The following is a 23452-nucleotide window of genomic DNA, read 5'->3' on the forward strand; positions in this document are numbered from 1 at the left end:
CCACCCGTCCCCAGCGGGTCGCGCAGGGTCCCCGCGCGCCGTCCGCGGCGGCAGTTACTCGGTCAGGAAGTCGCGGAGCACCTTCGCGCCCTCGTCGGCCGGCGGCAGCCAGATGGTGCCCTCGACGGCGTCCGCGATCACCGGGTCGGTGACGAACACAGTGCCGGTGTACGCCCGCATCCGGCGCCGGACTTCCTGACGGTCGACCCGGCCGTAGACGACGACGGCGTGCTTGATCCGGGCCGCGGTCAGCAGCGGCAGGTCGGCGATCAAGTCTTCGCTGCCCAGCACGGACTGCCAGTCCTCCATCAGGACATGCGTCACGCGGTCCAGGTCCGGCAAGGTCAGCGGACGCCGCAGGATCTCCGCGCCGTCGATGTCCTGCAGCCACGCCTTCGCCGCCTTGGAACCGTTCGGCCCCAGGACCAGCCGGGGTACGACGTCCTCCGGCGCGGGCGGTGCACCGACCAGCTCGGCGTACAGGTCGCGGAGGTGACCGGCTTGCGTCTCCCAGGACATCTCGGCTCGCAGCCCCGGGTCGGCGGCGCGCTCGCGGTACTGCTCCGGGTCCTTGAGGACGGTCTTCACGGCCTCGGCCAGGGAGTCCGGGTTCTCGGCCTGGAAGACCTCGCCGATACCGGTCTTGCCGACGAACTCCTCGAGCGTCGGCATGTCGCTGGTCACCACCGGCAGTCCGGCGAAGGTGTACTCGAAGACCTTGTTCGGCAGGGCCATCTCGTGGCTCGGGTACCTCAGGATCGGGATCAGCCCGATGTCCGCGGTCCCGAGGAAGTGGATCACGTCGTTCGGCGCGACCGGGTCGAGGTAGTGGACGCGGTCCTCGATCTGGAGCGACTTGCCGAGTGCCCGCAGCTCGTCGACGGGACGCGTCCGCGCGTGCGGCACGCAGACGACGGCCAGGTGGACGCCGGGGAGAAGCGGCAGGGCCTCCATCGCGGTCTCGACGCCGCGGGCCCGCGTGACCCCGCCGCTGTAGACGAGCAGCGGTACGTCGTCGGCCAGCCCGATCGCGGCGCGGATGTCGGTGATCCCGTTGTCGCGCTCACACAGCTCCGGGCTGTTGATCACGACGGTCGGCTCGCGATCCAGCTTGTGCCGGGTGTGCAGGGTGCGGGCGATGGCCGGGCTGACCGTGACCACGCGGTCGACGGTCCGGATGTACTCGGCCTCGTGCTGCGCCCAGGCCGCGATCATCCGCGGCGTGCGTCCGCCGTACTGCGAGAGGCCGGGGACGTACTCGTGGGCGTCGTACACCACCTTCAGGCTGCGGCCCCGCAGGTCCGCCCGGCCCGCGGCGCGTGATCCGACCCCGATCACGTGCATGTCATGGGCGTGCAGGGCGTCCGGGCGCAACTGGTCGATCAGGTCGGCGAGGATCGCCTCGTAGTCGTCGGCCTCGGGAATGACCGAGCGCCACTTGACCAGCCCGCTCCGCCTGGGCAGCCAGGTGTCCCACCACTGCCAGAAGTTCGTGGCCAGCCGGGCCTCGGTCTCGCCGAACCAGGTGCGAACCGACACCGCTGCCTGGGACAGCCGCAGCCGTCGGTGCCTGAACGAACGGCTCACGACGCCAGTCAGCTGGGCAGCACGGCCGATCTGCCCCGCCCGACGCCTCGCGGCGGCTCGTCCGCGCTCCGCCTTGAGGTCCGCCAGCCGGGAGGCGACCCGGGCCGCCTCGACTCCCTCGGGCCGGATGTCGAACAACCGGCGACCGCGGCGGAGCCGATGCCTGCGGTTGCGCTCGTCCCGGAGGACGAAGTGGCCGGGCACCCGGATCATCACGACGCCGGACTCGATCGTGTCGATGGCCAGCCGGCCGGACGCGGACACGCCGAGCAACGTGACCTGGTAGCCGGCCTTGCCCAGGGCGACGGCCTCCTTGAGGACCCTGGTGTCGTTGGTGATGTCGTTCGCGACGATCATCACAATGCGAGGGACGTGCACGCACACTCTCCTGAGCCTTCGTGAGCGGCAGGCGGGGAGGTGCTGGAGCTCACAGCGGTGATTGCACGGTTCAACGACGGGGAGGCCGGGTCGTTAGCACCGCGGGGACTTTCGCCTTGTCCCGGGCTACCTCCATGATGCCGAAACTTTCAAGGAAGTTGCGCCGTCAGCAAGGTAACGGTCCACACTTTGCCGCGCCACTGTCAAGCGTTCAATTCAATCCGGCGGCTCCAAATGCGCCAGCCAGGCTGTGAGAAGGCTCTCCAGTTGAGCCCGCTGGGTCGCGGTGAGCGGCTCGAGCAACCGCTTCTCGTTCGCCATATGTGCGGCGAAGGCCTTGTCGATCAACCGGCGCCCGGCCGGGGTCAGGCGGACCACGCGACCGCGCCCGTCGTCGTCGCTGCGCCGGCGTCGGACCAGACCGGCCGCCTCGAGCCGGTCGACGCGCTTGGTCACCGCGCCGGTCGTCACCATCGTGTGCAGCGCGATCTCCCCCGGCGCCCGCTCGTACGGCGAACCCGCGCGCCGGAGCGCCGCGAGTACGTCGAACTCCCCCTCCGACAAGCCGTACTTCGCGTACAGCAGCGTCAGTTCGCCGGTGAGCTGATTCGCGATCCGGTGCAGCCGACCGATCACCCCCTGGGGGCTGGTGTCGACGTCCGGCCGTTCCGCCTGCCACTCCGCCTGGATCCTGGCCACGTGATCGGTCACGCCTTCCACTATATCTTCCTGGGAAGATATAGTATCTTCCATGGAAGATACCTTCCGCTGGACCCTGGTCACCGCGATCGCGCCGATCGCGTGGGGCACCAACTACTTCGTCACGCACGAGTACCTCCCGACCGGACATCCCTTGTACGGCGCGGTGTTCCGTGCACTGCCCGCAGGTCTCCTCCTGCTCTGCGTGGCCCGGCGCCTCCCCCGCGGCGTCTGGTGGTGGCGATCACTGCTGCTCGGCGTCTGCAACATGGGCGCGTTCTTCGCCCTGATCTACCTCGCGTCCCAGCTACTCCCGGTCAGCCTCGCGTCGACGATCATGTCCGCCTCGCCGCTCACGATGGCGCTCTTCGCCTGGGCTCTGCTCGCCGAACGCCCGACGATCCCGGTCCTCACCGGCGCCGCGGCCGGAATCGCCGGCGTCTGTCTCCTACTCGGCACCGGCACGACCGCCGTGAATCTGCGCGGCGTCGCCGCCTCGGTGGCCGCCCTGACCATGTCGTCCTTCGGCTACATCCTCGCCAAGAAGTGGGGACGCGCAGATCGTCCGATCGCGACCACGTCCTGGCAACTGATCGCCGGCGGCCTGGTGCTGATCCCGTTCGCGGTCATCTTCGAAGGCGCCCCGCCTCACCTCGACGTGCAGGCCATCGGCGGTTTCGCGTACGTCGGCCTGGTCGCGACCGCGCTCGCGTTCACAGCGTGGTTCACCGGCCTGCGCCATCTCAGCGCGGCGACCGTCGGACTGATCGGGCTGCTCAACCCGGTGACCGGCGTACTGCTCGGTGTCCTGGTGTCCGGCGAGGTGCTCACGCTCCAGCAGGTTCTCGGTCTTGCTCTGGTGCTCTTCGGCATCACGCTGAGCCGTCCACGTCGCGGATCGCGAGTTGAGGCCGGAAGGGCGGAGGCTTCTAAGGTTTATCGATGAACCTCGTGTGGCGGACGCCTGAGCTGACCCTGACCTTCGCGCTCGACGACGGCCCGGTGCGGCTGACCACCGGTACGGAACCCGGGAGCCAACCGCTGGTCGAGGTCTCCGCGCTGGGGTACGGCCGCTCCCCCGGCACCAACCGCCATGTCGACACGATCCTCGGCCGGCGCTTGCGCTACATCACCCACGAGGACGCCGGCTCCACACTGCGGATCGTCCAGGAGGACGCCGACACCGGTCTCCGGGTGACGAGCGTCTTCGAGGCCGGAGCCGGCGTACGGGCCTGGTCCGAGGCATCGCTCACCCGGCCCGGCGAACTCGTGCTGGACTTCCTCTCGTCTCTGGTCGTCGGCCTGGATTCCGTCGACGCCGACCTGTACTCCGCCGTCAACGACTGGATGGCCGAGAACCGCTGGTCGGTGCAGTCGCTGCGCGCGGGCGGCGTACCGCAGATCGTCCGCGATCCGCACTACCCGGTGTCGAAGAGCCGTCACGCCGTCACCAGCACCGGCCCGTGGTCGACCGGTGAGCGACTGCCGGTCGGGGTCCTCGTCGGTACGTCGTACGCCATCGGATGGCAGATCGAACACAACGGACCCTGGCACTACGAGCTCGGCGAGAACCGTCGCGGCGGCTATCTCCTGCTCAGCGGGCCGACGTCCCAGGAGCACCAGTGGACCGTGCGGCTGACCGCGGACGAGTCATTTGCGACGGTGCCGGTCTCGCTGGTCACAGGAACTGATCGGGACAGCGTCTTCGCGGCGCTCACCCGCCAGCGGCGAGCGGTGCGGAAGCGCCGGCCGGTCGACGACCGGATGCCGGTGATCTTCAACGACTACATGAACACGTTGATGGGCGACCCAACGACCGAGAAGCTACTCCCGCTCATCGACGCCGCCGCCGAGGTCGGCGCGGACTACTTCTGCATCGACGCCGGCTGGTACGCCGAGGGCGACTGGTGGAGCACCGTCGGCGCCTGGCAGCCCTCGACCACCCGCTTCCCCGGCGGATTCGGCGAGGTGATCGATCGGATTCACCAGAGCGGAATGGTCCCCGGCCTCTGGCTCGAACCCGAGGTGATCGGCGTCGACGCACCGATCGCCCGCGAACTGCCCGACGACGCCTTCCTCACCCGCCAAGGCATCCGGGTCGCCGAGCACGGCCGCTACCTGCTCGACCTACGGAACCCGCTGGCGCGCCAGCACCTCGACGACACCGTCGACCGACTCGTCGCCGACTTCGGCATCGGGTTCTTCAAGTTCGACAACAACACGATGACCGGTCCGGGCACCGACAAGGGCGGTACCTCGCTCGGCCACGGACTGCTCGAACACCAGCGGGCCTTGCTCGACTGGCTCGACGCACTGCAGGCGCGGCATCCGGAACTGCTGATCGAGAACTGCGCGTCCGGGGCGATGCGGATGGACTACGCGATGCTGTCCCGTCTGCATCTGCAATCCACCTCGGACCAGCAGCACCCGTTGCTCTACGCAACAATCAGCGCCGCGGCGCCGGCCGCCGTACTGCCTGAGCAAGCCGGGCACTGGGCGTACCCGATCAGCGGGACCACGCGCGAGGAGTTCACGCTCGCGCTGGTGAACGGCGTACTCGGCCGGCTTTATCTGTCCGGTCACCTCAACCAGATGACCGCCGCCGAACTGGAACTGGTTCGCTCGGCGCTGGCCGCGCACCGCGACCTACTGCGTGAACTCGACTCGCTCGTGCCGATCTGGCCGCTCGGTCTCCCCGAGTGGGACGACGAGTGGGTGGTACTCGGTCTGACCGGTCCGGAGTCGACCTACCTGGCGTTGTGGCATCGGTCGGCCGGGCCTGCCGAGGTGACGATCGCGGGGCCGCACGGGGACATCCGCCCTGTCTTTCCGGCCGAGGCCGACGGCTGGTCCTACACCTGGGAGGGCGACAAGCTCACCGTCAGGACCGACGTCGCCGAGCCGTCGGCGCGGGTCATTCTGTCGAAGCGCTTCGATCTAGGGTAGAACTGGGGGATGGTCACGATCGCGGACGTCGCCCGGCACGCCGGGGTCGCGGTCAGCACTGTGTCCTATGTGCTCAGCGGGAAGCGGACGATCTCGACCGACACCCGCGAGCGGGTGCAGCGCAGCGTCCAAGAGCTCGGGTACCGGCCGAATGCGAGCGCCCGCGCGCTGGCCAGTCACCGGTCGAACGTGCTCGCCCTGGTCATCCCGCTCCGCACCGGCATGCACGTCCCGGTGATGATGCAGTTCGCGGCGGCGGTCGTGACCACGGCCCGCCGGTTCGATCACGACGTACTGCTGGTGACCGCTGACGAAGGACCCGACGGGCTGGAGCGCGTCGCGCAGAGCTCGCTGGTCGATGCGCTGATCGTGATGGATGTCGAACTGCAGGACGAGCGGGTGCCGGTACTGCGCGAGCTGCCGATGCCGTCGGTGCTGATCGGCTACCCGGACGACGCCGACGGGCTGACCTGCATCGACCTCGACTTCGTTGCCGCGGGCGCTCAATGCGTCGATGAGCTCGCCGACCTCGGCCATCGATCGCTCGCTCTGCTCGGTACGCCGTCGGCCGTGTACGAGCGCCAAACGGGGTTCGCCCAGCGGACGCTGACCGGTTTCACCGAGGCGGCCGAACGACGGGGCGTTCTAGGAGTCGAGACGCCCTGTGAGCACACGTTCGACGCGGTCCTGCAGACGGTCGAGCAGCTGCTCGAGGACCACCCGGACATCACCGGCCTCGTCGTACAGAACGAGCCGATCATCGGACCGCTCCTCGACGTACTGCGCCGGCTCGGCCGCCGCGTGCCCGAGGACATGTCGCTGGTGGCGATCTGCGCGGACGACGTCGCCGAACGCCAGGTCCCGCAGCTGACGTCGGTGACCATCCCGGCCGAGCAGATCGGCGCTCAGGCGGTCGAGTCGCTGATCACCAAACTCGAGGGCGGCGAAGCGCCCGACCTGACTCTCCTCCCGCCGACGCTCACCGCCCGCGGGAGCTCCGCACCACTGCATAACCGCCCGGCTGAACCGGCAGCTGACCGATAACCAGCTCGCCCTCATCCGGTACGGCGACCTCCGCGTCACCGTGGTTGAACAGGAACGTCCACGTGGTGTCGCCGGACTGCCTTCGTACCGTCTCCAGCGGTGACGGCTGCAGGCCGAACAGCCGTGCCGCGGTCGCGTCGTCCAGCTCGGTCGATACGTAGAACGCCGTACCCGCTCCGACCTGGCGGCGGGTGATCGCGGGCCTGCCGTCGAGCACTCCCCCGACGTACCGATCGACGACCTCGGCCGACACCGCCTGGACGTCCTCGCTCCACAGACGTCCGCGGCCGCCGGACTCCAGCACGATCTCGCCGTAGTCCGGCAGCGGATGGAACTCCTCGACTTGTACGCCGAGCAGCTCCGTGAACGCGCCGGGATACCGAACCCTCAGGTCGGGGTCGACGATCCCGCTGAAGTATCCGACCACCAGCTGACCGCCGTTCTCCACATATCCGGCGAGATTCGCGGCTGCCTCGTCCGAGCTCAGGTAGAGCGATGGGGCAACTACTTGGCGATAGGACGAGAGGTCGGCGTCCGGAGCTACGAAGTCGACCGTTCGGCCCGCGCGCCAGAAGTGCCGATGCGCTGACCGGACCGCCTCCAGGTAGTCCAGCGATGACGAGGGAAGGTGGGTGCCTTGCATCGCCCACCAGCACTCGACGTCCCACAGGATCGCGACCTCGGCCTCAACGTTGCTCTCGGCAACGTCAGCCAGCTTCGGCAGCTCGGATCCGAGCGCCTCGATCTCGCGGAACATCCGGCTGTCCGGACCAGCGTGCGGCACCATCGCCGAGTGGAACATCTCCGCGCCACCCCGCGACGCCCGCCACTGGAAGAACAGAGCACCCTGCGAGCCACGCGCGACATGGGACAGGCTGTGCCGTGCCATCCGCCCCGGCTCCTTCGTGTGCTGCCGGCGGCCCAGGTTCAGGGCTCCGGCCGACTGCTCCATCAGCAGCCACGGCTTCCCGCCGGCCCAGCCCCGCGCCAGGTCCGCACCGAACGCGGTCTGCTCCTCGGCGCCGATGTCGGCCCGATCCGGATAGTGGTCGATGGCAACGACATCGACCTCCGTCGCCCACTGCGCATGGTTCACCGGGACCCAACCGCCGAACACGAAGTTCGTTGTGATCGGCAACGCCGACAACTTCCGCAGTTCGGCCTTCTGCTCCCGGTAAGCCGCCAGCAATTCGTCCGACCAGAAGCGCCGGAAGTCCAGGTATTGCGTGGGATTCACGAGGTACTGCGTCTTGCGCGGCGGCTCGATGTCCACCCAATCGGCGTACCCCTGGCTCCAGAACGCGGTCGTCCAGGCCTGGTTCAGCCGATCGAGCGTGCCGTACCGCTCCTGCAACCACTCGCGGAACCGTTCGGCGGCCAACGAGCAGTAACACGTGGTGCCGTACTCGTTGTGCACGTGCCACATCGCCAACGCCGGGTGATCGTGGTACCGCTCCGCCAGCGCGCGAGCGATCCCCTGCGCGGCCTCGCGGTAGGCCGGTGCGCAAGCGCAGTACGTGTCGCGGCTGCCATGCGTGAGCCGTACGCCGTCCGCGGTGACCGGCAACGCCTCGGGATGCAGCCGGCTGAACCAGGGCGGCGGCGATGCCGTCGGAGTGGCCAGGTCGACCCGGATGCCGCCCGAATGCAGCAGATCCAACACCTGGTCGAGCCAGCCGAAGTCGTACTCGCCCGGCGCCGGTTCGAGCGACGACCACGAGAACACCCCGACAGTCACCAGATTCACGCCGGCCCGCTGCATCAGCTCGAGGTCTTCCTGCCAGACGACCGGATCCCACTGCTCGGGGTTGTAGTCGCCGCCGTACCAAAGAGTCACGAGATCGTCCTGACGGTGTAGCGCTCGCACACACCCTGGACCACGCGCGACTCGACCTCACCATCGCGCAAGGTCAGCTCGATCACCGCAGCCACTCCCCCGTCCGCGTCGGGCAACTCGACCACGGTCGTCCGGCCCTCGCTCGGCGCGAACCAGCGCAACTCGACCCCGTCGGCCCAGTCGTACTCGGGCCGATCGTCGACCGCGCCGATCGGGACCACGGCGCCCTCGCGCACGAACAACGGCAAGCTGTCGAAGCCATGCGTCTGCTGCACCCATCCCGGACCCGACAACACCTCTTCGGTCAGCAAGGACGTCCATAGTCCACGCGGCAGGTAGAACGAGACCTCGCCGTCGAAGCTCATCACCGGCGCAACCAGCAGATCGGGACCGAGCATGTACTGACGATCCAGATAGGCGACCGCCGGATCGTCGGGGAACTCCACCACCATCGGCCGCATCATCGGTACCCCGTCCTGATGCGCCTCGGCCGCAGCCGTCATCAGATACGGCATCAACGACAGCTTCAGCTTGGTGAACTTCCGCAGTACGTCGACCGCCTCCTCGTCGAACGCCCACGGCACCCGGTACGACGACGAGCCGTGCAACCGCGAATGCGAAGACAGCAGCCCGAAAGCCACCCAGCGCTTGAAGATCGCCGGATCGGGCAAGCCCTCGAATCCGCCGATGTCGTGACTCCAGTACCCGAAACCCGACGCGGCCAGCGACAGCCCACCCCGCAACGACTCCGCCATCGCCTCGAACGTCGACTCGCAGTCGCCACCCCAGTGCACCGGGAACTGCTGACCGCCGGCCGTCGCGGACCGCGCGAACAGTACGGCGTCACCCTCGCGCCGGTTCTCCTCCAGCAGGCCGAACACGGCCGCGTTGTAGAGCTGCGCGTAGTAGTTGTGCATCCGCTCCGGATCGGAACCGTCGTACCAGACGACGTCGGTGGGGATGCGCTCACCGAAGTCGGTCTTGAAGCAGTCGACGCCCATATCTACCAGGGCTTGCAGCTTCGAGCGGAACCACGCGGTCGCGTCCGGGTTGGTGAAGTCGACGATCGCCATACCGGCCTGCCACATGTCCCACTGCCAGACCGAGCCGTCCGGTCGCTTGACCAGATAGCCGAGCCGGCGGCCCTCCTCGAACAACACCGAGCGCTGCGCGATGTACGGGTTGATCCACAGGCTGACGCGCAGACCACGATCCTTCAGCCGCCGGACCATGCCGGCCGGATCCGGGAACGCGACCGGGTCCCACAGGAAGTCGCACCAGTGGAACTGCCGCATCCAGAAGCAGTCGAAATGGAAGACGCTCAGCGGCAGGTCACGTTCGGCCATCCCGTCGACGAAGCCGCTCGTCGTCTCCTCGGTGTAGTCCGTGGTGAAGGACGTCGACAGCCACAGCCCCATCGACCACGCCGGCACGCGCGCGGGCCGGCCGGTCAGTGCGGTGTACCGACGCAGGACGTCCTTCGGGGTCGGACCGGCGAAGACGTAGTACCCCAGCTCCTGGCCCTCGACGCTGAACTGGTTGCGCGACGTGACCTCGGAGCCGACCTCGAACGACACCCGGGCCGGGCTGTCGACGAGTACGCCGTACCCCTTGCTGCTCAGGTAGAACGGCACGTTCTTGTACGCCTGCTCGCTCGAAGTTCCGCCGTCGGCGTTCCAGCTGTCGACGACCTGACCGTTCTTCACGAACGCGCCGAAGCGTTCGCCCAGGCCATAGATCGTCTCGCCGACACCGAGCGCCAACTGCTCATGGACGTAATGCTTGCCCTCGGCATCGGTTACCAGGCCGACGCTCCGCGCGCCTGAGTTCGTCAGCGGCCGACCGTCCTGCTCGAACCGCACGTCCCACGGCCCCTCGAGCGCGACCACCACGCTCAACTCACCCGACGTCAGCCGCGCCTCGGCAGCATCGACCTCGACCTTCACCGGGTGATCGTCATCGACGTTCAGCCGGTACGTCGGCCGCGCGGGCAAGCCACCGAGGTGATGTGCGATCCGGACCCCGATCACCCCGCGCGACGGCGACGAGAACGTCACCGTGAACATCGGCTGGTTGAGCGTGTCACCACGCCGCTCGATCCGCTTGGCCGGCGCGAACACGGTCAGCTCCCGCTCCGCGGCCTGCACGCTCTCGACCTCGGCCGGCCGCAGCCGGGTCAATCCGTCCCGGAGCTGCCAGTACCCGTCGCTGAACTTCATCGTGGCCAGCCTCTCCCGGAGGGTCGTCGAAGCGCTTCGACAACGCTAGGTGGCCCGTCTTCATCGCGTCAAGTTTGTCCGGCTCTCAGCGGATTCTCAGCGCACACCGGCGACACTGGGTGAATGCGAGTGCTGATGGTCGAGGATGAGCTGCGGCTGGCGGACACGGTCCACCGCGGACTGACCGACTCCGGGTTCGTCGTGGAGATGGTGCACGACGGCGAGAACGCGGTGTGGGCGGCGACCGAGCACAGCTACGACGTGATCGTGCTGGACATCATGCTGCCGAAGCTCAACGGGTACCGCGTACTCGAGCTGCTGCGGGCGCGCGGGATCTGGACGCCGGTGCTGATGCTGACCGCGAAGGACGGCGAGTACGACCAGACCGACGCGTTCGACCTCGGTGCGGACGACTACCTGACCAAACCGTTCAGCTTCCTGGTCCTGGTCGCCCGGTTGCGGGCCCTGATCCGGCGCGGCGGGCCGGAGCGGCCGGTGGTGCTGATGGCCGGCGACCTCACGCTGGACGTGGCGCGGCGACGGGTCGAGCGGGACGGGCGGGAGATCACCCTCACGCCCCGCGAGTACGGCCTGCTCGAGTTCCTGATGCGGCACCGCGGCGACACCGTCAGCAAGACCGAGATCCTGGCCGCGGTCTGGGACCCGGCGTTCGACGGCGACCCGAACGTGGTCGAGGTCTACGTGCGGTACCTGCGGAAGAAGATCGACACCCCGTTCGCCCGGCACGCGATCGAGACCATCCGGGGCATGGGATACCGGCTCAATCCTGAGGGCGGCTGACCTCCCTGCGAAGATTGCCGGGTGAGCACGGTCGTGCGACGACGGGTCGACGGGTGGTACCGGACCGCGGGTGGGCTACGGCAGGCGAGCGTGCGGAGCCGCTCGACGGCTGCGGCCGTGATCGTGGTCGCGCTCGCGATGATGCTGGGGGCCGCGGCGTTGCTGCTGCTCCTGCAGCGGGCCCTGATCACCGAGGTCTCCGACGCCGCTGAGGGCCGGGTCGCCGACGTGGCCGGCCAGGTCAGCACGGAGGGTACGGCGGGCCTCGCGCGCGATCTCGTCGAAACGACCCGCGCGACCCAGCTGGTCCAGGTCCTGGATCCGGCCGGGCGGGTCATCGCCGCCTCGTCGAGCCGGGTCGGCAACACCCCGATGACTGATCTCCGCCCGCCGTCGGGGGCGCTGATGCGGGCCGAGGTCGGCGAGATGCCGCTGATCGACGACGACCACAACTACTTGATCGTCGCTCAGGGTGCGTCGTACGACGGGCAGACGTACACGGTCGTGGTCGCGTCGTCGGTGGAGACGCAACGGCAGACGGTCACCACGGTTGCGAAGTACCTCGTGATCGGGATTCCCGCGTTGTTGATCGTGGTCGGCGTGGCCGGGTGGCTGATGGTCGGGCAGGCGCTGCGGCCGGTGGAACGGATCCGGTCCCGGGTGCAGGGCATCGGCACCCGGGACCTGACCGAGCGGGTCCCGGTGCCGCCGACCCGGGACGAGATCGCCCGGCTCGCGGTGACGATGAACGAGATGCTCGACCGACTCGAGACCGGACAGGCGACGCAGCGGGCGTTCGTGGCGGATGCCAGTCACGAACTGCGGTCGCCGTTGGCCACGCTGACCGCGGCGCTGGAGGTCATCGAGGCGGACACCACCGGCGAGGCGTGGCGCGAACTGCGTGCGGTGATGGGGACCGAGACCGACCGGATGCGGCAGCTCGTCGAGGACCTGCTGCTGCTCGCCAAAGCGGACGACACCGGGATCCGGATGCGGCAGACCGACGTGGACCTGGACGATCTGGTCGCGGCCGAGATCCAGCGGTTGCGAAGCTCGATGCCCGAACTGAAGGTGACCGGGGACGTCCACCCTGTCCGCGTGGTCGGCGATCCGGCCCGCTTGAGTCAGGTACTGCGGAACCTCGTCGACAACGCTGCCCGTGCCGCCCACACCAGCGTCCACCTGACGACGGCCGAGAAGGACGGGTCGGCGATCATCACGGTCGAGGACGACGGCGACGGGATCCCCGAGGCGGATCGCCTGCGGGTCTTCGAACGCTTCGTCCGGCTCGACACCAGCCGCTCCCGCGCGAGTGGCGGCTCCGGACTGGGACTGTCCATCGCTCGCGAGATCACCCGGGCACACAACGGCACGATCACGCTGACTTCATCGAGCACCGGAGGTACGACGGCCATCGTCACGCTGCCGAACATCGGGTGAGGGGTGGTGCCGGGCGCTCGGCAGGACGAAGCTGAGGGTGAAGGAGGTGGGTGTGGTGAAAGCGGCAGCAGGCGACCAGGTTGTGGTCGAGACCAGCCATCTGATGGCACACCGGCGCGAGGGGAAGATCGTCGAGGTACACGATCCGGACGGCGCACCGCCGTACCTCGTGCACTGGAGCGACACCGACACCGAGTCACTGTTCTTCCCGGGTCCAGACGCACACATCGTGCACAACAGCTAGAAGAATCGAGTTGCCGGCCGGGCGGAGGTTCGAGCAGGATCGCCGGCATGAGTGAGCCAGGAGCCCGGCCCGTCGTCCTTGTTACCGGAGTCGGCCGTACTGTCGGTATCGGCGCCGGCATCGCCCGTCAGCTGGCCGCCTCGGGCTGGGATATCGCGTTCAGCTACTGGACGGCGTACGACGACCGCATGCAGTGGGGCGTCCAGACCGGGGCCACCGACGAGATCGTCAAGGAGCTGAGTGAGCTCGGCGCGACCGTGGTGCCGATCGAGGCTGACCTCGTCGATCCCGCAGCGCCGGAGCGGATCTTTGCCGCCGCCGAAGAGCAGCTGGGCAACGTCACCGCGTTGGTGATGTGCCATTGCGAGTCAGTCGATTCCGGCATCCTCGACACGACCGTCGAGAGCTTCGACCGGCACTTCGCCGTCAACGCCCGCGCGACCTGGCTACTGATCCGCGAGTTCGCCCAGCGCTTCACCGGGGCGTACGGCACCGGCCGCATCGTTGCGTTGACCAGCGACCACACCGTCCACAACCTTCCGTACGGCGCCAGCAAGGGCGCGCTCGACCGCATCACGCTCGCGGCGGCACAGGAACTGTCCGAGCTCGGCGTGACCGCGAACGTCGTCAACCCCGGCCCGATCGACACCGGCTGGATGACCGACGAGGTCCGCGATGCCTGCCTCGAACAGACCCCGCTCGGCCGACTGGGCACTCCTCAGGACACCGCACACCTCGTCGACTTCCTCTGCTCGACCAACGGCCAATGGGTCAACGGCCAACTGCTGAAGAGCAACGGCGGCTCGGCCTAGTCCCAGCTGAGCGGGAGGCAGGCGAGCCGGGCGCCCGAGGTGCCATGGATGACGATCGAGCGGTTGCCGGGCTTCGGCGCGAACGGTACGACGGTTGACGCCGTACCCGCGCCACTCGGGCTGACGGTGAAGTCGAGCCACACCTCGTGCTCGGCGTCGACTCGCACGGGTTTGCGGCCGTTGACCACGTCGGCGTTGTAGTGCGGACCCGCAGCCGCGCCGTCACCTGCCACGCAAGGCCCCATGTGCAGGTGTGCGCCGAAGCTGCGACCCGCCGAGTGCTCGACGCCGGTCACCTTCAGCCGAACGGTGGTCCGCGCGCCATGCGACACCATCACGACGACCGCATGGGCTGTGTGGAACGGTCCGCCCGTTGCCAGCTCCCGCAACGGTCCGTTGCTTGATGCAACGTTCGACTCCGGCGCCACCGGGATGGCGATCTCGCCCCGCGGTACGCCGGGTGGCCTGTTCTGTGCCGCCGCCATCGGTCCGGCGATCACGCCGACCACTCCCAGCACTCCGACCGCAGCCATAACGCCGCGTATAGCTCTCGACATGTCTCCCTCTCACGACCCGGAACCACTGCCCCGGGCGGGGTGACAGCGAACTGTCAGGAGGTTATCAAGCGCTCGCCCTGCGAATCGTCGCCGCCGCGGTCTCGAGGTTGGCGAGTGTCGTCCGCACCGCCCGCCGAGCTGTCCGCTCCGGCCGATGCAGCGCGTCGATGTGCCGCCGCGTGTGCACGCCCCGCATCGGACGCAACGCGATTCCCGGATGCGGCCGTGCGGTCCAGCGCGGGATCAGCGCCAACCCGGCGCCGGCGGCAACCAACTCGGCGACGACGGTGAATTCGTTGACACGATGGACCAGGTCGAGCCGCTGGTTGGCCGCTGCCCCGATCGCCTCGATCGTCGCCATCAACGGAAACCCGTCGTGCACGGTGATCCACGGTTCGCCCGCTACATCGCGCGGTGACAGCGACCGCTTCGACGCCAACGGATGATCCACCGGTACGGCGACGTCCAGCGGCTCGTGCAGCAGCGGCGTCACCGCGACCGTGCGCGGCCAAGGGGCGGCATGATCCAGCCGATGCGCCAGTACGACGTCGTACTCGCGGGTCAGCGGTGGGAACTCGTCCTGCGGCACATCCTCGTCATGCAGGCTGACCCGCGGCCCGTCACCCGCCAGCAACAGCGCCGGAAAGAATGCTGCAGCCGCGCTGTGGAAAGCGGCAACCGATACAACCGCGTCCGGCTGCTCGGCAAAGTCGTCCACCACCTGCCGGGCCCGCGCCAACGCCGACCCCACGTCCGCTGCCGCCCCGGCCAATGCACGACCGGCCGCGGTGAGAACTACCCGCCGGCCGTCGCGCTCGGTCAACGGGACCGGGATCGATCGTTGCAACAGCCTGAGCTGCTGCGAGATCGCCGAGGGAGTCACCAGCAATGCGTCGGCGGCGGCCGTCACGCTCCCCAGCTCGCCGACTTCGCGCAGCACTCGGAGCTGTCGTTCGTCCATTCCAATACTGTAGGCGTGCTACAGGGTTGCTTAAGAAGGTGGTACTTGGCTTCAACATCGTGACCGGTCACCGTTGGAGTCGTGCCCGCTTCCCGCCGTACCGATCTCCTCCTGTTGCTGGTCGCCATCGTCTGGGGTTCGAGCTACCTCGCCGCCAAGACCGCGACCGCATCCACGCCGGTGCTGACCGTCCTCTTCGTTCGCTATGCCATCTCCGCGGTCGCCTTGCTCATCTTCGTACGGCGGATCAGCCGCAAGGAACTCCGCATCGGCGGCGTCCTCGGCCTCACGCAGGCCGCCGTACTGATCCTCGAGACGTACGGCGTCACGCACACGAGCGCCGCCAACGCCGGGCTGATCATCAGCCTCACGCTCGTCCTGACCCCGATGCTGGATCGTCGCCGGCTCCCGCCGCGGTTCTACCTCGCGGCCGCTCTTTGTGTCGGCGCAGTCGGCTTGCTGATGTCGAGCCACGGACTCCACGCCCCCGGCATCGGCGACCTGCTCATGCTCGCGGCCGCGGTCGTCCGAGCCGGTCATGTCGCGCTGGTCGGTCGTCTTGCCATTGGCGTGCGGCCGTTGCAACTGACGACAGTCCAGACCCTTGTCGGCACGGCGCTCTTCGCGGCACCCGCCGTACAGCACCTTCCCGCGATCCCCGCCGTGGGCTGGCTCCAGCTTGCCTATCTGGCCTTGTTCTGCAGTGTTTTCGCGTTCCTGGTGCAGACGTGGGCGGTCCAGCGCACCTCGGCCAGCCGCGCCAGCCTTCTGCTCGGCACCGAGCCCATCTGGGCCGTTGCCATCGGCATCGGCCTCGGCTCCGAGCACCTGACGATCACCGCCGCACTCGGAGCCGTCCTTCTCCTGGCCGGGACCACCTGGGGTCAGTCGATCGAACGGAAGGCCAGGCTAGGAGCGGGTCCACTTCTGGCTGTCGGATCCGTTGCAGGAGGCAACGACGACGGCGGCGCCGTTGTCCGTGCCGGACGCGGTCAGACAGCCGGCCGGTGACGTGACTGTTTGGTCGGCGTTGAGTTGCCAGGTCTGGTCGGCGGCGCCGGTGCAGGTCTCGATGGTGGCTGCGGAGGCACCGGCGGTCAGGCACTTGTCGGCGTACGCAGTGAGCTGGCCGGTGGCGGTCTGGTTCCACGACTGGTTGCCGCCGTTGTTGCAGTCCCACAGATCGAGCGCCGTACCAGGGCTGGTCGAGAAGCCCGGTACGTCGACGCACCGGCCGCTCGCGACGCCACGGAGAGGCTCACCCGGCGGGGCAGGCGGCAGGGTGTTCGTCGGCTCCTTCTTGAGCAGACCCCAGCCCCACCACAGCTGGTCGCGGCCACTCTCGCTGTTGACCTGCAGGTCTCTCGGGCCGACCTGCGTGGTCATCGAGTACGAGTCACCGGTACGCAGGCCCGGCCAGTAGACGATACCCATCTGCTGCTCATGGGCGACCTGCGTCAGCGCCCCGAGGTACGCCGTGTAGACGTTGCCCTCGTGGTTGCCGTAGTTCAGCCCGATCGTCATCGGCGAGCCGGCCTCGTCGATGATCGTGCGCCAGCCGTACGAACCGATCCGCGGTCGGAGGTTCGCCAGCCAGGCGGCCTCCGTGGTGTCGGACGCCCAGAAGCCGTAGAAGTGCAGCGACAGCAGCGTGCCCTTCAGCTCGGGCGCCGCGCCGACCCCGGTCACGTTGTCGTTGTAGCCGGTGCCCGAGATCACGATCCGCCCCCGCGGTACGTCGCGATGCCGGGCGATCCACGCCGACGTCAGCGACACCCACTCGGTCAGCGAGTACCCGAACGGTTCGTTCATCGGCTCGAAGTACACGTGCGGGTTCTTGCTGTAGGCCTTGACGACGGTGTCCCACATCGCGGCGTACTTCGCCGGGTCGTCGACCCGGCCGTCCTTGGCGTTGTCGGCCTCCCAGTAGCTGAGGATGACCTTGTACCCGCTCGAGACCGACGCGTCGATCGCGGCGCGGTACGAGTTCCACCACGGCGTACCCACGCTCGACGGGTTGATCGGCAGCCGGATCGTGTTCGCCTTGAGCTCCTTGCGGAACTCGCCGACGATCCCGGTGGCCTTGCGGTACGTCGTCCGGTAGTCGTCCGCCGTACTCAGGCCGGACGGGACCACCTCGTCGTAGGCGTAGTTGTCGCGCGGATCGGCCCAGTTCACGCCGCGGAAGTCGTTCGTCCGCGGCGGACCGGCCGCGGCCGGCACGGCGATCCCGGAGGCCAGGGTGACGAGGGCGAGGAGGACGGTGGCGAGACTGCGGGCGGTAGATCTCACCCGGCGATGTTTACGTGAACATCGGCTCTCGTCAAGACTTCAGCACGAGTTCCAGCCGGAGCCATTTCGCCAGATCGCGGATCTCGCGGTGGACGGCGGCGGTCAGCGTCTTCGAGAACGGCTCGTCCTCGTGGATCGCGTCGACCCGGAAGATCCCGGCCTTGCGGTCCGACATCGCGTCGACCTTCCCGACCAGGCGGTCGTTGTGCAGGATCGGCAGTGCGAAGTACCCCCATCTGCGTTTCGCGACCGGCTTGTACATCTCCAGCTGGTAGTCGAAGTCGAAGATCTCGCCGAGCCGCTTCCGGTCGTACACCAGCCGGTCCAGCGGCGAGAGGATCGCCGTCCGCCCGGTGAACGGCTGACCAAGGAGCTCCGGGTCGATCCGCCATTCGCCGCGCACGCCCTCGACGACGACCCGCTCCCCCGCCTCGCCGGCGTCGAGCGGCTCCCCCGGGCAGGCAGGACCCTTGGCTCGCAGGATCCCCATCGACCGCAACCGCTGCTCGTCGCGGATCCGGGCGGCCTTCTCCAGCGGCACGACCGGGTCGTCGGGGTAGATACGGGACGCCAGGTCCCACAGCCGGTCGCGTCCGTCCCGGCTCGCGATCGCCACCTCGCCGCGCTGCATCATGAACTCGAGCATTTGCGAGACATTGCGGTTGTTGGTCCAGCCGCTCGACCTCCACGGCCGCACGCAGGTGTCCGGCAGCTCGCGCATTGCCAGCGGGCCGTCCTGGCGCAGCCGCTCGAGGATGTCGAGCCGGCAGCCCTCGTTCGACTTCACCCAGTCACCGCGGTACTGCTGCCAGTCGAGCGGTTCGCCGTCCGACGGCCACGCGTCCATCTGGGCCCGGAACAGCGCCAGGGTCTCCGGCAGCCGCACGAACCCGCGCAGCTCGAGCAGCTCCTGCGTGGCCAGCGCATCCGCGAGCTCGGCAGCGTCGTACGACGAGCCCAGCCGACTCCACGCGACCAGGTCCGCGTTCGGCGCGACGTACGCCGTCTGGTCGAGCTGGATCACGTTCAGCCCGCGCACGAGGTCGAAAAGATCGTCCGGCCGCTCACTCGTCAGCAGCTGCGCGCGCACCGCCAGCCGCCTGGCATCTCGCTTCGACAACTGATGAACGGTCACAAAGAGAGACTAAGCGACGCTTCGGACAGTATTCTGGGACGAAGGCCGAGCGAGGTGGGGACCTGGGGCTCGGGGTTCAGGGGGTTGATCGTGGCGCTACGTGGTTGGGCACTCATGTCCTGTGCAGTTCTGCTGGCGGTGCCGGCGCTGGCCGGCTGTACGAGCGCAGAAGGTTCGAGTGGGTCGAGCCCGGTGACCGAGACCCCCTCGATCGTCCTCCCCCGGACCACGGGTCCGGTCAAGCCCGCGTCCGACTGCTCGCATTCGACCGAGGAGCTCCCGGCGGAGGCGCAGGTGGACGGCGTCGCGCTGGCCGCCACCACCGACCCGACCCGTACGTCGTTGCTGCTCAAGAACATCGGCGGGCTGACGGTCATCATCATGCCGGACGCCGGCTTCACCAGCCGGCTGATCGCCGCGCCGAAGGAGAACCCGACCGACCTGGCGTCGCGGGCCGCACTGATCGCCGTCAACAACAGCGGCGGCCTGGCCGGGGTCCTGGACATCCCCGTGTTCATGCCGAAGTCCCAGGTCATCACGGTGCCGCCGCAGTGGGCGGTCTGCGTGCTCAGCGACAGTCTCAAGGAGTTCGCCACCGCGCGGTACCTGCAGGACAAGGGGACCACCGCGGAGTACTTCCTGACGAAGGCGCTCGCGGACCAGTTGCTCGCCAAGAACAGCGTCGCCAGGACGCAGCCGACGCTGATCAGGTGCGCCAAGAGCACCGTGGACGTCGTCAAGGGCAAGCCGACGCTGTCGGACATCGAGCAGTACGTCGAGATCCTCGGCCCCGGTTCACCCTGCCGGAACAGCTACCAGGCCCTGTTGCACAGCGACCAGGACGCTGCCGATCAACTCGCGACCGCAGTGCTCAGCGAACTCCAGGCGACTCCCCGGCTGAAGATCAACAGCGACCTGGTCGTCACCTCGGCACGGACCTGAAGCCAGGGTCGGATCCGGGTCGGGTCAGGGAGAACTCCACTGCCGCCGGACCCGCCGCGGCCGGAGACTGGAGTCCTACCGTTCGACCCCTCGGAGGTCTTCAGCCATGATCGGCTTCATCGTCGCCGGACTCGTCATCGGAGCGTTGGCCCGGCTCTTCACGCCCGGCAAGCAGAAGCTCGGCCTGCTCGCCACGTTGCTGCTCGGCCTGGCCGGCTCGGTGATCGGCGGCACGATCGCCGCGATCCTCGGCACCGGCAGCATCTTCGAGCTGAACGTGTTCGGCTTCATCATCGCGGTGATCTCGTCGGTGCTGCTGGTCGGCACGGCCGAGTCCCTGTCCGCCCGCCGCAAGAACTCGTCCATCAGCCGCTAAAACCCAAGTCGACCCCGCCGGCCGAGTCGAGCTAGGCCGGCGCGGTCGAGCTAGCTGCCTTCGTTGATCGCCATCGCCGGCCGCGGCTCGCGGCCCGGCGGTTGCGGCGGCCGGGGCAGCAGCGGGCGGCGCTTCTCCAGCGTCCGGATGACCGGCTGGTCGGCCCGGACCGTGATCTCCTCACCGGCGTGCCGGAAGGTGATCTCGGCATCCGGCCCGTTGTGCACGGTGTACTTCACCGCCACCGGATCGATCTCGACCTTCAGCCGGACCCCGCGCCACCGGATCGAGAAGCTCAGCCCGCCCAGCCCGATCGGCAGCGCCGGATCGAACGACAGCCGGCCGTCGCGGTCCCGCAACCCGCCGAAGCCGCAGACCAGCGCACTCCAAGCACCACCCAGCGACGCCATGTGCAGGCCGTCGCCGGTGTTGTGATGCAGATTCCGCATGTCGATCAGCGCAGCCTCGTACGCATAGTCGTACGCAAGGTCCAGATGCCCGACCTCCGCCGCCATCACCGCCTGCACGCACGCGGACAACGACGAGTCCCGCACCGTCAGCCGCTCGTAGTAGTCGAAGTTCCGCGCCTTCTCCTCATCGGTGAACGCGTCACCGCACCAGAAGGTCGCGAGGATCAGGTCGGCCTGCTTGACCACCTGCGTGCGATAGAGCTGGAAGTACGGCGCGTGCAGCAGCAGCGGGTACTTGTCCTTGTACGCATCGAAGTCCCACACGGCGTACCCGGTGAAGCCTTCGGACTGCGGGTGTACGCCGAGATCCTTGTCGTACGGCACGTACACAGCAGCGGCCGCGTCCCGCCAGGCGGCCTCTTCCTCGGCGTCGATGCCCAGCTCGCGGGCCCTGGCCGGCAGCTTGACCGAGACCTCCGCCGCGAACCGCAGATTCCGCGCCGCCATCAGGTTGGTGAAAACGTTGTCGTCGGCAACGGCGCTGTACTCGTCCGGGCCGGTCACGCCGGGCAGGTGCCACTTGCCGTCGCGATCGTGGTGTCCCAGCGAGATCCACAGCCGGGCCGTCTCCGCCAGCAGCTCGAGCCCGACCTCTTCGAGGAAGCCGTCGTCGGCGGTGGCGGTGTGGTACCGCATGACTGCCTCGGCGATATCGGCGTTCAGGTGGAACGCCGCCGTACCCGCCGGCCAGTAGCCGGAGCACTCCTGGCCGCGGATCGTCCGCCAGGGGAACGCCGCGCCTTTGAAGCCCAGAACCTCGGCCCGCTCCTTGGCGAGCTCGAGGATCGAATGTCGCCAGCGCAGCGCGTCGGCGGCCGCGTCAGGCATGGTGTAGGTCAGCACCGGCAGGACGAAGCCCTCGGTGTCCCAGAACGTGTGCCCGTCGTACCCGGCACCGGTCAGACCCTTCGACGGGATCGCTCGTCGCTCGGCGCGCGCTCCGGCCTGCAGTACGTGGAACAGCGCGAACCGGACGGCCTGCTGCAGCTCCGGATGCCCTTGCACCTCGACGTCGGCGCCGTCCCAGAAGTCGTCGAGGAAATCGACCTGCTGCTTGGTCAGCCCGTCCCAGCCGGAGAACTGCGCGCTGGCGATGGCTGCCGCGACCTGGTCCCGGATCGCTGTCTCCGAACGCAGACTGGACCAGCCGTACGCCAGGTACTTCACCACGCGCAGACTCTCGCCCGGCTGCAGGTGCGCGATCACCGTGGTGCGCGCCCAGTCCTCACGCACGTCCTGGTCCATCGCGTACCGGACGGTGGTGTCCACCTCGTGCGACATCGCCGCAGCCATCAACTGCTGGCTCCGCGTGGTCCGGTGGATCAGGACGACGCCGTGCTCGCCGCCGTCGTGGCTGACAGGCTTCAACGGGTTGTCGAGCACTGCGGCGACCCGCGGGTCGTCGGACAGCTTCGGCTGCGCCTCGTTGGCGACCAGCTCGGACTGGATCACGAACCGGGCCGGCTGGTCGACCGGCTCGACGACGTACTCGATCGCGGCGACCGCCCGCTGGGTCAGCGACACCAGCCGGCGGCTGCGGACCTTGATCCGCTTGCCGCCCGGCGAGGTCCAGTCGACGTCGCGCTCGAGGATGCCGGTCCGGAAGTCGAGCGAGCGCTCGTGCTTGGTCAGGTAGCCGTAGCGGATGTCGAACGGCGAGTCGTCGACCATCAGCCGGATCAGCTTGCCGTTGGTCACGTCGACGAGCGTCTGCCCGGACTCCGGGTAGCCGTAGCCGGCCTCGGCGTACGGGAGCGGGCGCTGCTCGTAGAACGAGTTCAGGTAGGTGCCGGGGATCGCGTACGGCTCGCCTTCGTCCAGGTTGCCGCGCAGGCCGATGTGGCCGTTCGACTGGGCGAACAGCGACTCCGACTGGGCCAGCTTGTCCAGCGCGAGTCGGGTCTCCCGCAACCGCCAGGGCTCGATCGGGTGATGGCCTCGGTCGATCATTTGCCCTCCCCGTGATCGGCGAGCAGGTCTGCCAGGTCGCGGACCACCACGTCGGCGCCGTGCGACTTCAGCTCGGCCGCCTGGCCGACGCGGTCCACTCCGATCACCTGACCGAAGCGACCCGAGCGGCCGGCCGCCACACCGGCCAGCGCGTCCTCGAACACGGCCGCCTCGGACGGATCGACGCCGAAGCCCTTGGCCGCGGCGAGGAACGTGTCCGGCGCCGGCTTGCCCTTCAGGCCCTCGGTCCGGATCGTCACGCCGTCGACGATCTGCTCGACGTACTGCGCGAGTCCGGTGACGTCGAGCACCTCACGGGTGTTCGCGCTCGACGACACCACCGCGCGGCGGAGTCCGGCCTGCTCGGCGGCCTGGAGGTACTGGCGCGAGCCTTCGAAGACGTGCACGCCCTCGGTCCGGATCCGGCGCTGGACGGCCTCGTTCTTCCGGTTGCCGAGGCCGTTCACCGTCATCGCGTCCGGCGGATCGTCGGCCGCACCGTCGGGCAGCGTGATCCCGCGCGCGGCGAGGAAGTCCCGGACTCCGTTCGCTCGCGGCTTGCCGTCGACATACGCGTCGTACTCCGCCCGCGCGTCGAACGGCACGAACGGTATCCCGTGCTGCGCCGAATACTCGCGGAGGAACTTGTCGAACATCTCTTTCCACGCGGCGGCGTGGACGGCAGCGGTGTCGGTCAACACACCATCCAGGTCGAACAGACAGGCCCGGATCCCCGCAGGTAGTCCCAGCATGGAACCCACA

General features: G+C 68.6%; 20 protein-coding genes. 10 read left to right on the forward strand and 10 right to left on the reverse strand.

What is annotated here, in order from left to right:
• Positions 1 to 54: 54 nt before the first annotated feature.
• Positions 55 to 1965, reverse strand: a complete 1911-nt coding sequence (locus tag ACFWUU_RS37650) for a glycosyltransferase family 4 protein (protein ID WP_380183058.1) — start codon at positions 1963 to 1965, stop codon at positions 55 to 57.
• 216 nt (positions 1966 to 2181) lie between these two features.
• Positions 2182 to 2676 carry a MarR family winged helix-turn-helix transcriptional regulator gene (locus ACFWUU_RS37655; protein WP_380183060.1) on the reverse strand — a complete coding sequence of 165 codons (495 nt, stop codon included), beginning with the start codon at positions 2674 to 2676 and terminating at the stop codon, positions 2182 to 2184.
• Between the two features lie 40 nt (positions 2677 to 2716).
• Between ACFWUU_RS37655 and ACFWUU_RS37660 the strand changes: the two genes are divergently transcribed.
• Genes ACFWUU_RS37660 through ACFWUU_RS37670 form a run of 3 tightly spaced genes read left to right on the forward strand, consistent with a single transcriptional unit; the run spans position 2717 to position 6654 of the window.
• A complete protein-coding gene (locus ACFWUU_RS37660) occupies positions 2717 to 3610 on the forward strand; it encodes a DMT family transporter (RefSeq protein ID WP_380183062.1) in 894 nt (297 codons plus the stop codon).
• Positions 3607 to 5610 (forward strand): glycoside hydrolase family 36 protein, encoded by a 2004-nt coding sequence (locus ACFWUU_RS37665; protein WP_380183063.1) that lies wholly within the window; start codon positions 3607 to 3609, stop codon positions 5608 to 5610. The genes ACFWUU_RS37660 and ACFWUU_RS37665 overlap by 4 nt, the downstream gene beginning before the upstream one ends.
• Positions 5611 to 5619: 9 nt before the next feature.
• Positions 5620 to 6654 carry a LacI family DNA-binding transcriptional regulator gene (locus ACFWUU_RS37670; protein WP_380183064.1) on the forward strand — a complete coding sequence of 345 codons (1035 nt, stop codon included), beginning with the start codon at positions 5620 to 5622 and terminating at the stop codon, positions 6652 to 6654.
• Here ACFWUU_RS37670 and ACFWUU_RS37675 read toward each other — a convergent pair.
• On the reverse strand, positions 6590 to 8491 hold the full coding sequence (locus ACFWUU_RS37675) for a beta-galactosidase (protein ID WP_380183065.1): 1902 nt from the start codon (positions 8489 to 8491) through the stop codon (positions 6590 to 6592). The two genes, ACFWUU_RS37670 and ACFWUU_RS37675, sit on opposite strands and share 65 nt — an antisense overlap.
• Entirely contained in the window at positions 8488 to 10710 is a 2223-nt protein-coding gene (gene yicI / locus ACFWUU_RS37680) for an alpha-xylosidase (protein ID WP_380183067.1), read from the reverse strand. The genes ACFWUU_RS37675 and yicI overlap by 4 nt, the downstream gene beginning before the upstream one ends.
• A 123-nt stretch (positions 10711 to 10833) precedes the next feature.
• Between yicI and ACFWUU_RS37685 the strand changes: the two genes are divergently transcribed.
• The 4 genes from ACFWUU_RS37685 (at position 10834) to ACFWUU_RS37700 (ending at position 14007) form a co-directional block, all read left to right on the forward strand.
• Positions 10834 to 11511: a response regulator transcription factor gene (locus tag ACFWUU_RS37685; RefSeq protein ID WP_137257598.1), complete on the forward strand. Its 678-nt coding sequence runs from the start codon at positions 10834 to 10836 to the stop codon at positions 11509 to 11511.
• 615 nt (positions 11512 to 12126) lie between these two features.
• Complete coding sequence (locus ACFWUU_RS37690) at positions 12127 to 12951, forward strand: sensor histidine kinase (RefSeq protein WP_380183539.1); 825 nt, start codon at positions 12127 to 12129, stop codon at positions 12949 to 12951.
• A 52-nt stretch (positions 12952 to 13003) separates the two neighbouring features.
• Entirely contained in the window at positions 13004 to 13195 is a 192-nt protein-coding gene (locus tag ACFWUU_RS37695) for a DUF1918 domain-containing protein (protein WP_380183069.1), read from the forward strand.
• A gap of 47 nt (positions 13196 to 13242) precedes the next feature.
• Complete coding sequence (locus ACFWUU_RS37700; RefSeq protein WP_380183071.1) at positions 13243 to 14007, forward strand: SDR family oxidoreductase; 765 nt, start codon at positions 13243 to 13245, stop codon at positions 14005 to 14007.
• On the opposite strand, the gene ACFWUU_RS37705 is transcribed toward ACFWUU_RS37700, so the two are convergent.
• Both ACFWUU_RS37705 and ACFWUU_RS37710 read right to left on the reverse strand, forming a co-directional pair.
• A complete protein-coding gene (locus tag ACFWUU_RS37705) occupies positions 14004 to 14540 on the reverse strand; it encodes a hypothetical protein (protein ID WP_380183073.1) in 537 nt (178 codons plus the stop codon). The genes ACFWUU_RS37700 and ACFWUU_RS37705 overlap by 4 nt on opposite strands.
• Positions 14541 to 14628: 88 nt before the next feature.
• Positions 14629 to 15525, reverse strand: a complete 897-nt coding sequence (locus tag ACFWUU_RS37710) for a LysR substrate-binding domain-containing protein (protein WP_380183075.1) — start codon at positions 15523 to 15525, stop codon at positions 14629 to 14631.
• A gap of 81 nt (positions 15526 to 15606) precedes the next feature.
• Here ACFWUU_RS37710 and ACFWUU_RS37715 point away from each other — a divergent pair, with 81 nt between their 5' ends.
• Entirely contained in the window at positions 15607 to 16536 is a 930-nt protein-coding gene (locus ACFWUU_RS37715) for a DMT family transporter (protein ID WP_380183077.1), read from the forward strand.
• On the opposite strand, the gene ACFWUU_RS37720 is transcribed toward ACFWUU_RS37715, so the two are convergent.
• Entirely contained in the window at positions 16435 to 17817 is a 1383-nt protein-coding gene (locus tag ACFWUU_RS37720; protein ID WP_380183079.1) for a ricin-type beta-trefoil lectin domain protein, read from the reverse strand. The genes ACFWUU_RS37715 and ACFWUU_RS37720 overlap by 102 nt on opposite strands.
• A 31-nt stretch (positions 17818 to 17848) precedes the next feature.
• Positions 17849 to 18952 (reverse strand): DNA glycosylase AlkZ-like family protein, encoded by a 1104-nt coding sequence (locus ACFWUU_RS37725; protein ID WP_380183081.1) that lies wholly within the window; start codon positions 18950 to 18952, stop codon positions 17849 to 17851.
• Between the two features lie 114 nt (positions 18953 to 19066).
• On the opposite strand from ACFWUU_RS37725, the gene ACFWUU_RS37730 reads away from it, so the two are divergent.
• Both ACFWUU_RS37730 and ACFWUU_RS37735 read left to right on the forward strand, forming a co-directional pair.
• Positions 19067 to 19894: a hypothetical protein gene (locus ACFWUU_RS37730; RefSeq protein WP_380183083.1), complete on the forward strand. Its 828-nt coding sequence runs from the start codon at positions 19067 to 19069 to the stop codon at positions 19892 to 19894.
• Between the two features lie 106 nt (positions 19895 to 20000).
• Positions 20001 to 20270, forward strand: a complete 270-nt coding sequence (locus ACFWUU_RS37735) for a GlsB/YeaQ/YmgE family stress response membrane protein (protein WP_130449837.1) — start codon at positions 20001 to 20003, stop codon at positions 20268 to 20270.
• Positions 20271 to 20320: 50 nt separating this feature from the next.
• On the opposite strand, the gene ACFWUU_RS37740 is transcribed toward ACFWUU_RS37735, so the two are convergent.
• Entirely contained in the window at positions 20321 to 22690 is a 2370-nt protein-coding gene (locus ACFWUU_RS37740) for a glycoside hydrolase family 65 protein (protein ID WP_380183085.1), read from the reverse strand.
• On the reverse strand, positions 22687 to 23442 hold the full coding sequence (locus ACFWUU_RS37745) for a beta-phosphoglucomutase family hydrolase (protein WP_137257609.1): 756 nt from the start codon (positions 23440 to 23442) through the stop codon (positions 22687 to 22689). The genes ACFWUU_RS37740 and ACFWUU_RS37745 overlap by 4 nt, the downstream gene beginning before the upstream one ends.
• Between the last annotated feature and the right edge of the window lie 10 nt (positions 23443 to 23452).

Source organism: Kribbella sp. NPDC058693 (genome assembly GCF_042715335.1).
In the GTDB taxonomy this organism is placed as follows: Bacteria; Actinomycetota; Actinomycetes; order Propionibacteriales; family Kribbellaceae; genus Kribbella; species Kribbella jiaozuonensis.

Excerpts from the sequence above, each read along its gene's own strand:
- ACFWUU_RS37730 (WP_380183083.1), top strand. The coding sequence starts at position 19,067 with ATGTCCTGTGCAGTTCTGCTGGCGGTGCCGGCGCTGGCCGGCTGTACG.
- ACFWUU_RS37710 (WP_380183075.1), bottom strand. The coding sequence starts at position 15,525 with ATGGACGAACGACAGCTCCGAGTGCTGCGCGAAGTCGGCGAGCTGGGG.
- ACFWUU_RS37685 (WP_137257598.1), top strand. The coding sequence starts at position 10,834 with ATGCGAGTGCTGATGGTCGAGGATGAGCTGCGGCTGGCGGACACGGTC.
- ACFWUU_RS37740 (WP_380183085.1), bottom strand. The coding sequence starts at position 22,690 with ATGATCGACCGAGGCCATCACCCGATCGAGCCCTGGCGGTTGCGGGAG.
- ACFWUU_RS37745 (WP_137257609.1), bottom strand. The coding sequence starts at position 23,442 with ATGCTGGGACTACCTGCGGGGATCCGGGCCTGTCTGTTCGACCTGGAT.
- ACFWUU_RS37660 (WP_380183062.1), top strand. The coding sequence starts at position 2,717 with ATGGAAGATACCTTCCGCTGGACCCTGGTCACCGCGATCGCGCCGATC.
- ACFWUU_RS37705 (WP_380183073.1), bottom strand. The coding sequence starts at position 14,540 with ATGGCTGCGGTCGGAGTGCTGGGAGTGGTCGGCGTGATCGCCGGACCG.
- ACFWUU_RS37670 (WP_380183064.1), top strand. The coding sequence starts at position 5,620 with ATGGTCACGATCGCGGACGTCGCCCGGCACGCCGGGGTCGCGGTCAGC.
- yicI (WP_380183067.1), bottom strand. The coding sequence starts at position 10,710 with ATGAAGTTCAGCGACGGGTACTGGCAGCTCCGGGACGGATTGACCCGG.
- ACFWUU_RS37690 (WP_380183539.1), top strand. The coding sequence starts at position 12,127 with ATGGTCGGGCAGGCGCTGCGGCCGGTGGAACGGATCCGGTCCCGGGTG.
- ACFWUU_RS37700 (WP_380183071.1), top strand. The coding sequence starts at position 13,243 with ATGAGTGAGCCAGGAGCCCGGCCCGTCGTCCTTGTTACCGGAGTCGGC.
- ACFWUU_RS37735 (WP_130449837.1), top strand. The coding sequence starts at position 20,001 with ATGATCGGCTTCATCGTCGCCGGACTCGTCATCGGAGCGTTGGCCCGG.
- ACFWUU_RS37665 (WP_380183063.1), top strand. The coding sequence starts at position 3,607 with ATGAACCTCGTGTGGCGGACGCCTGAGCTGACCCTGACCTTCGCGCTC.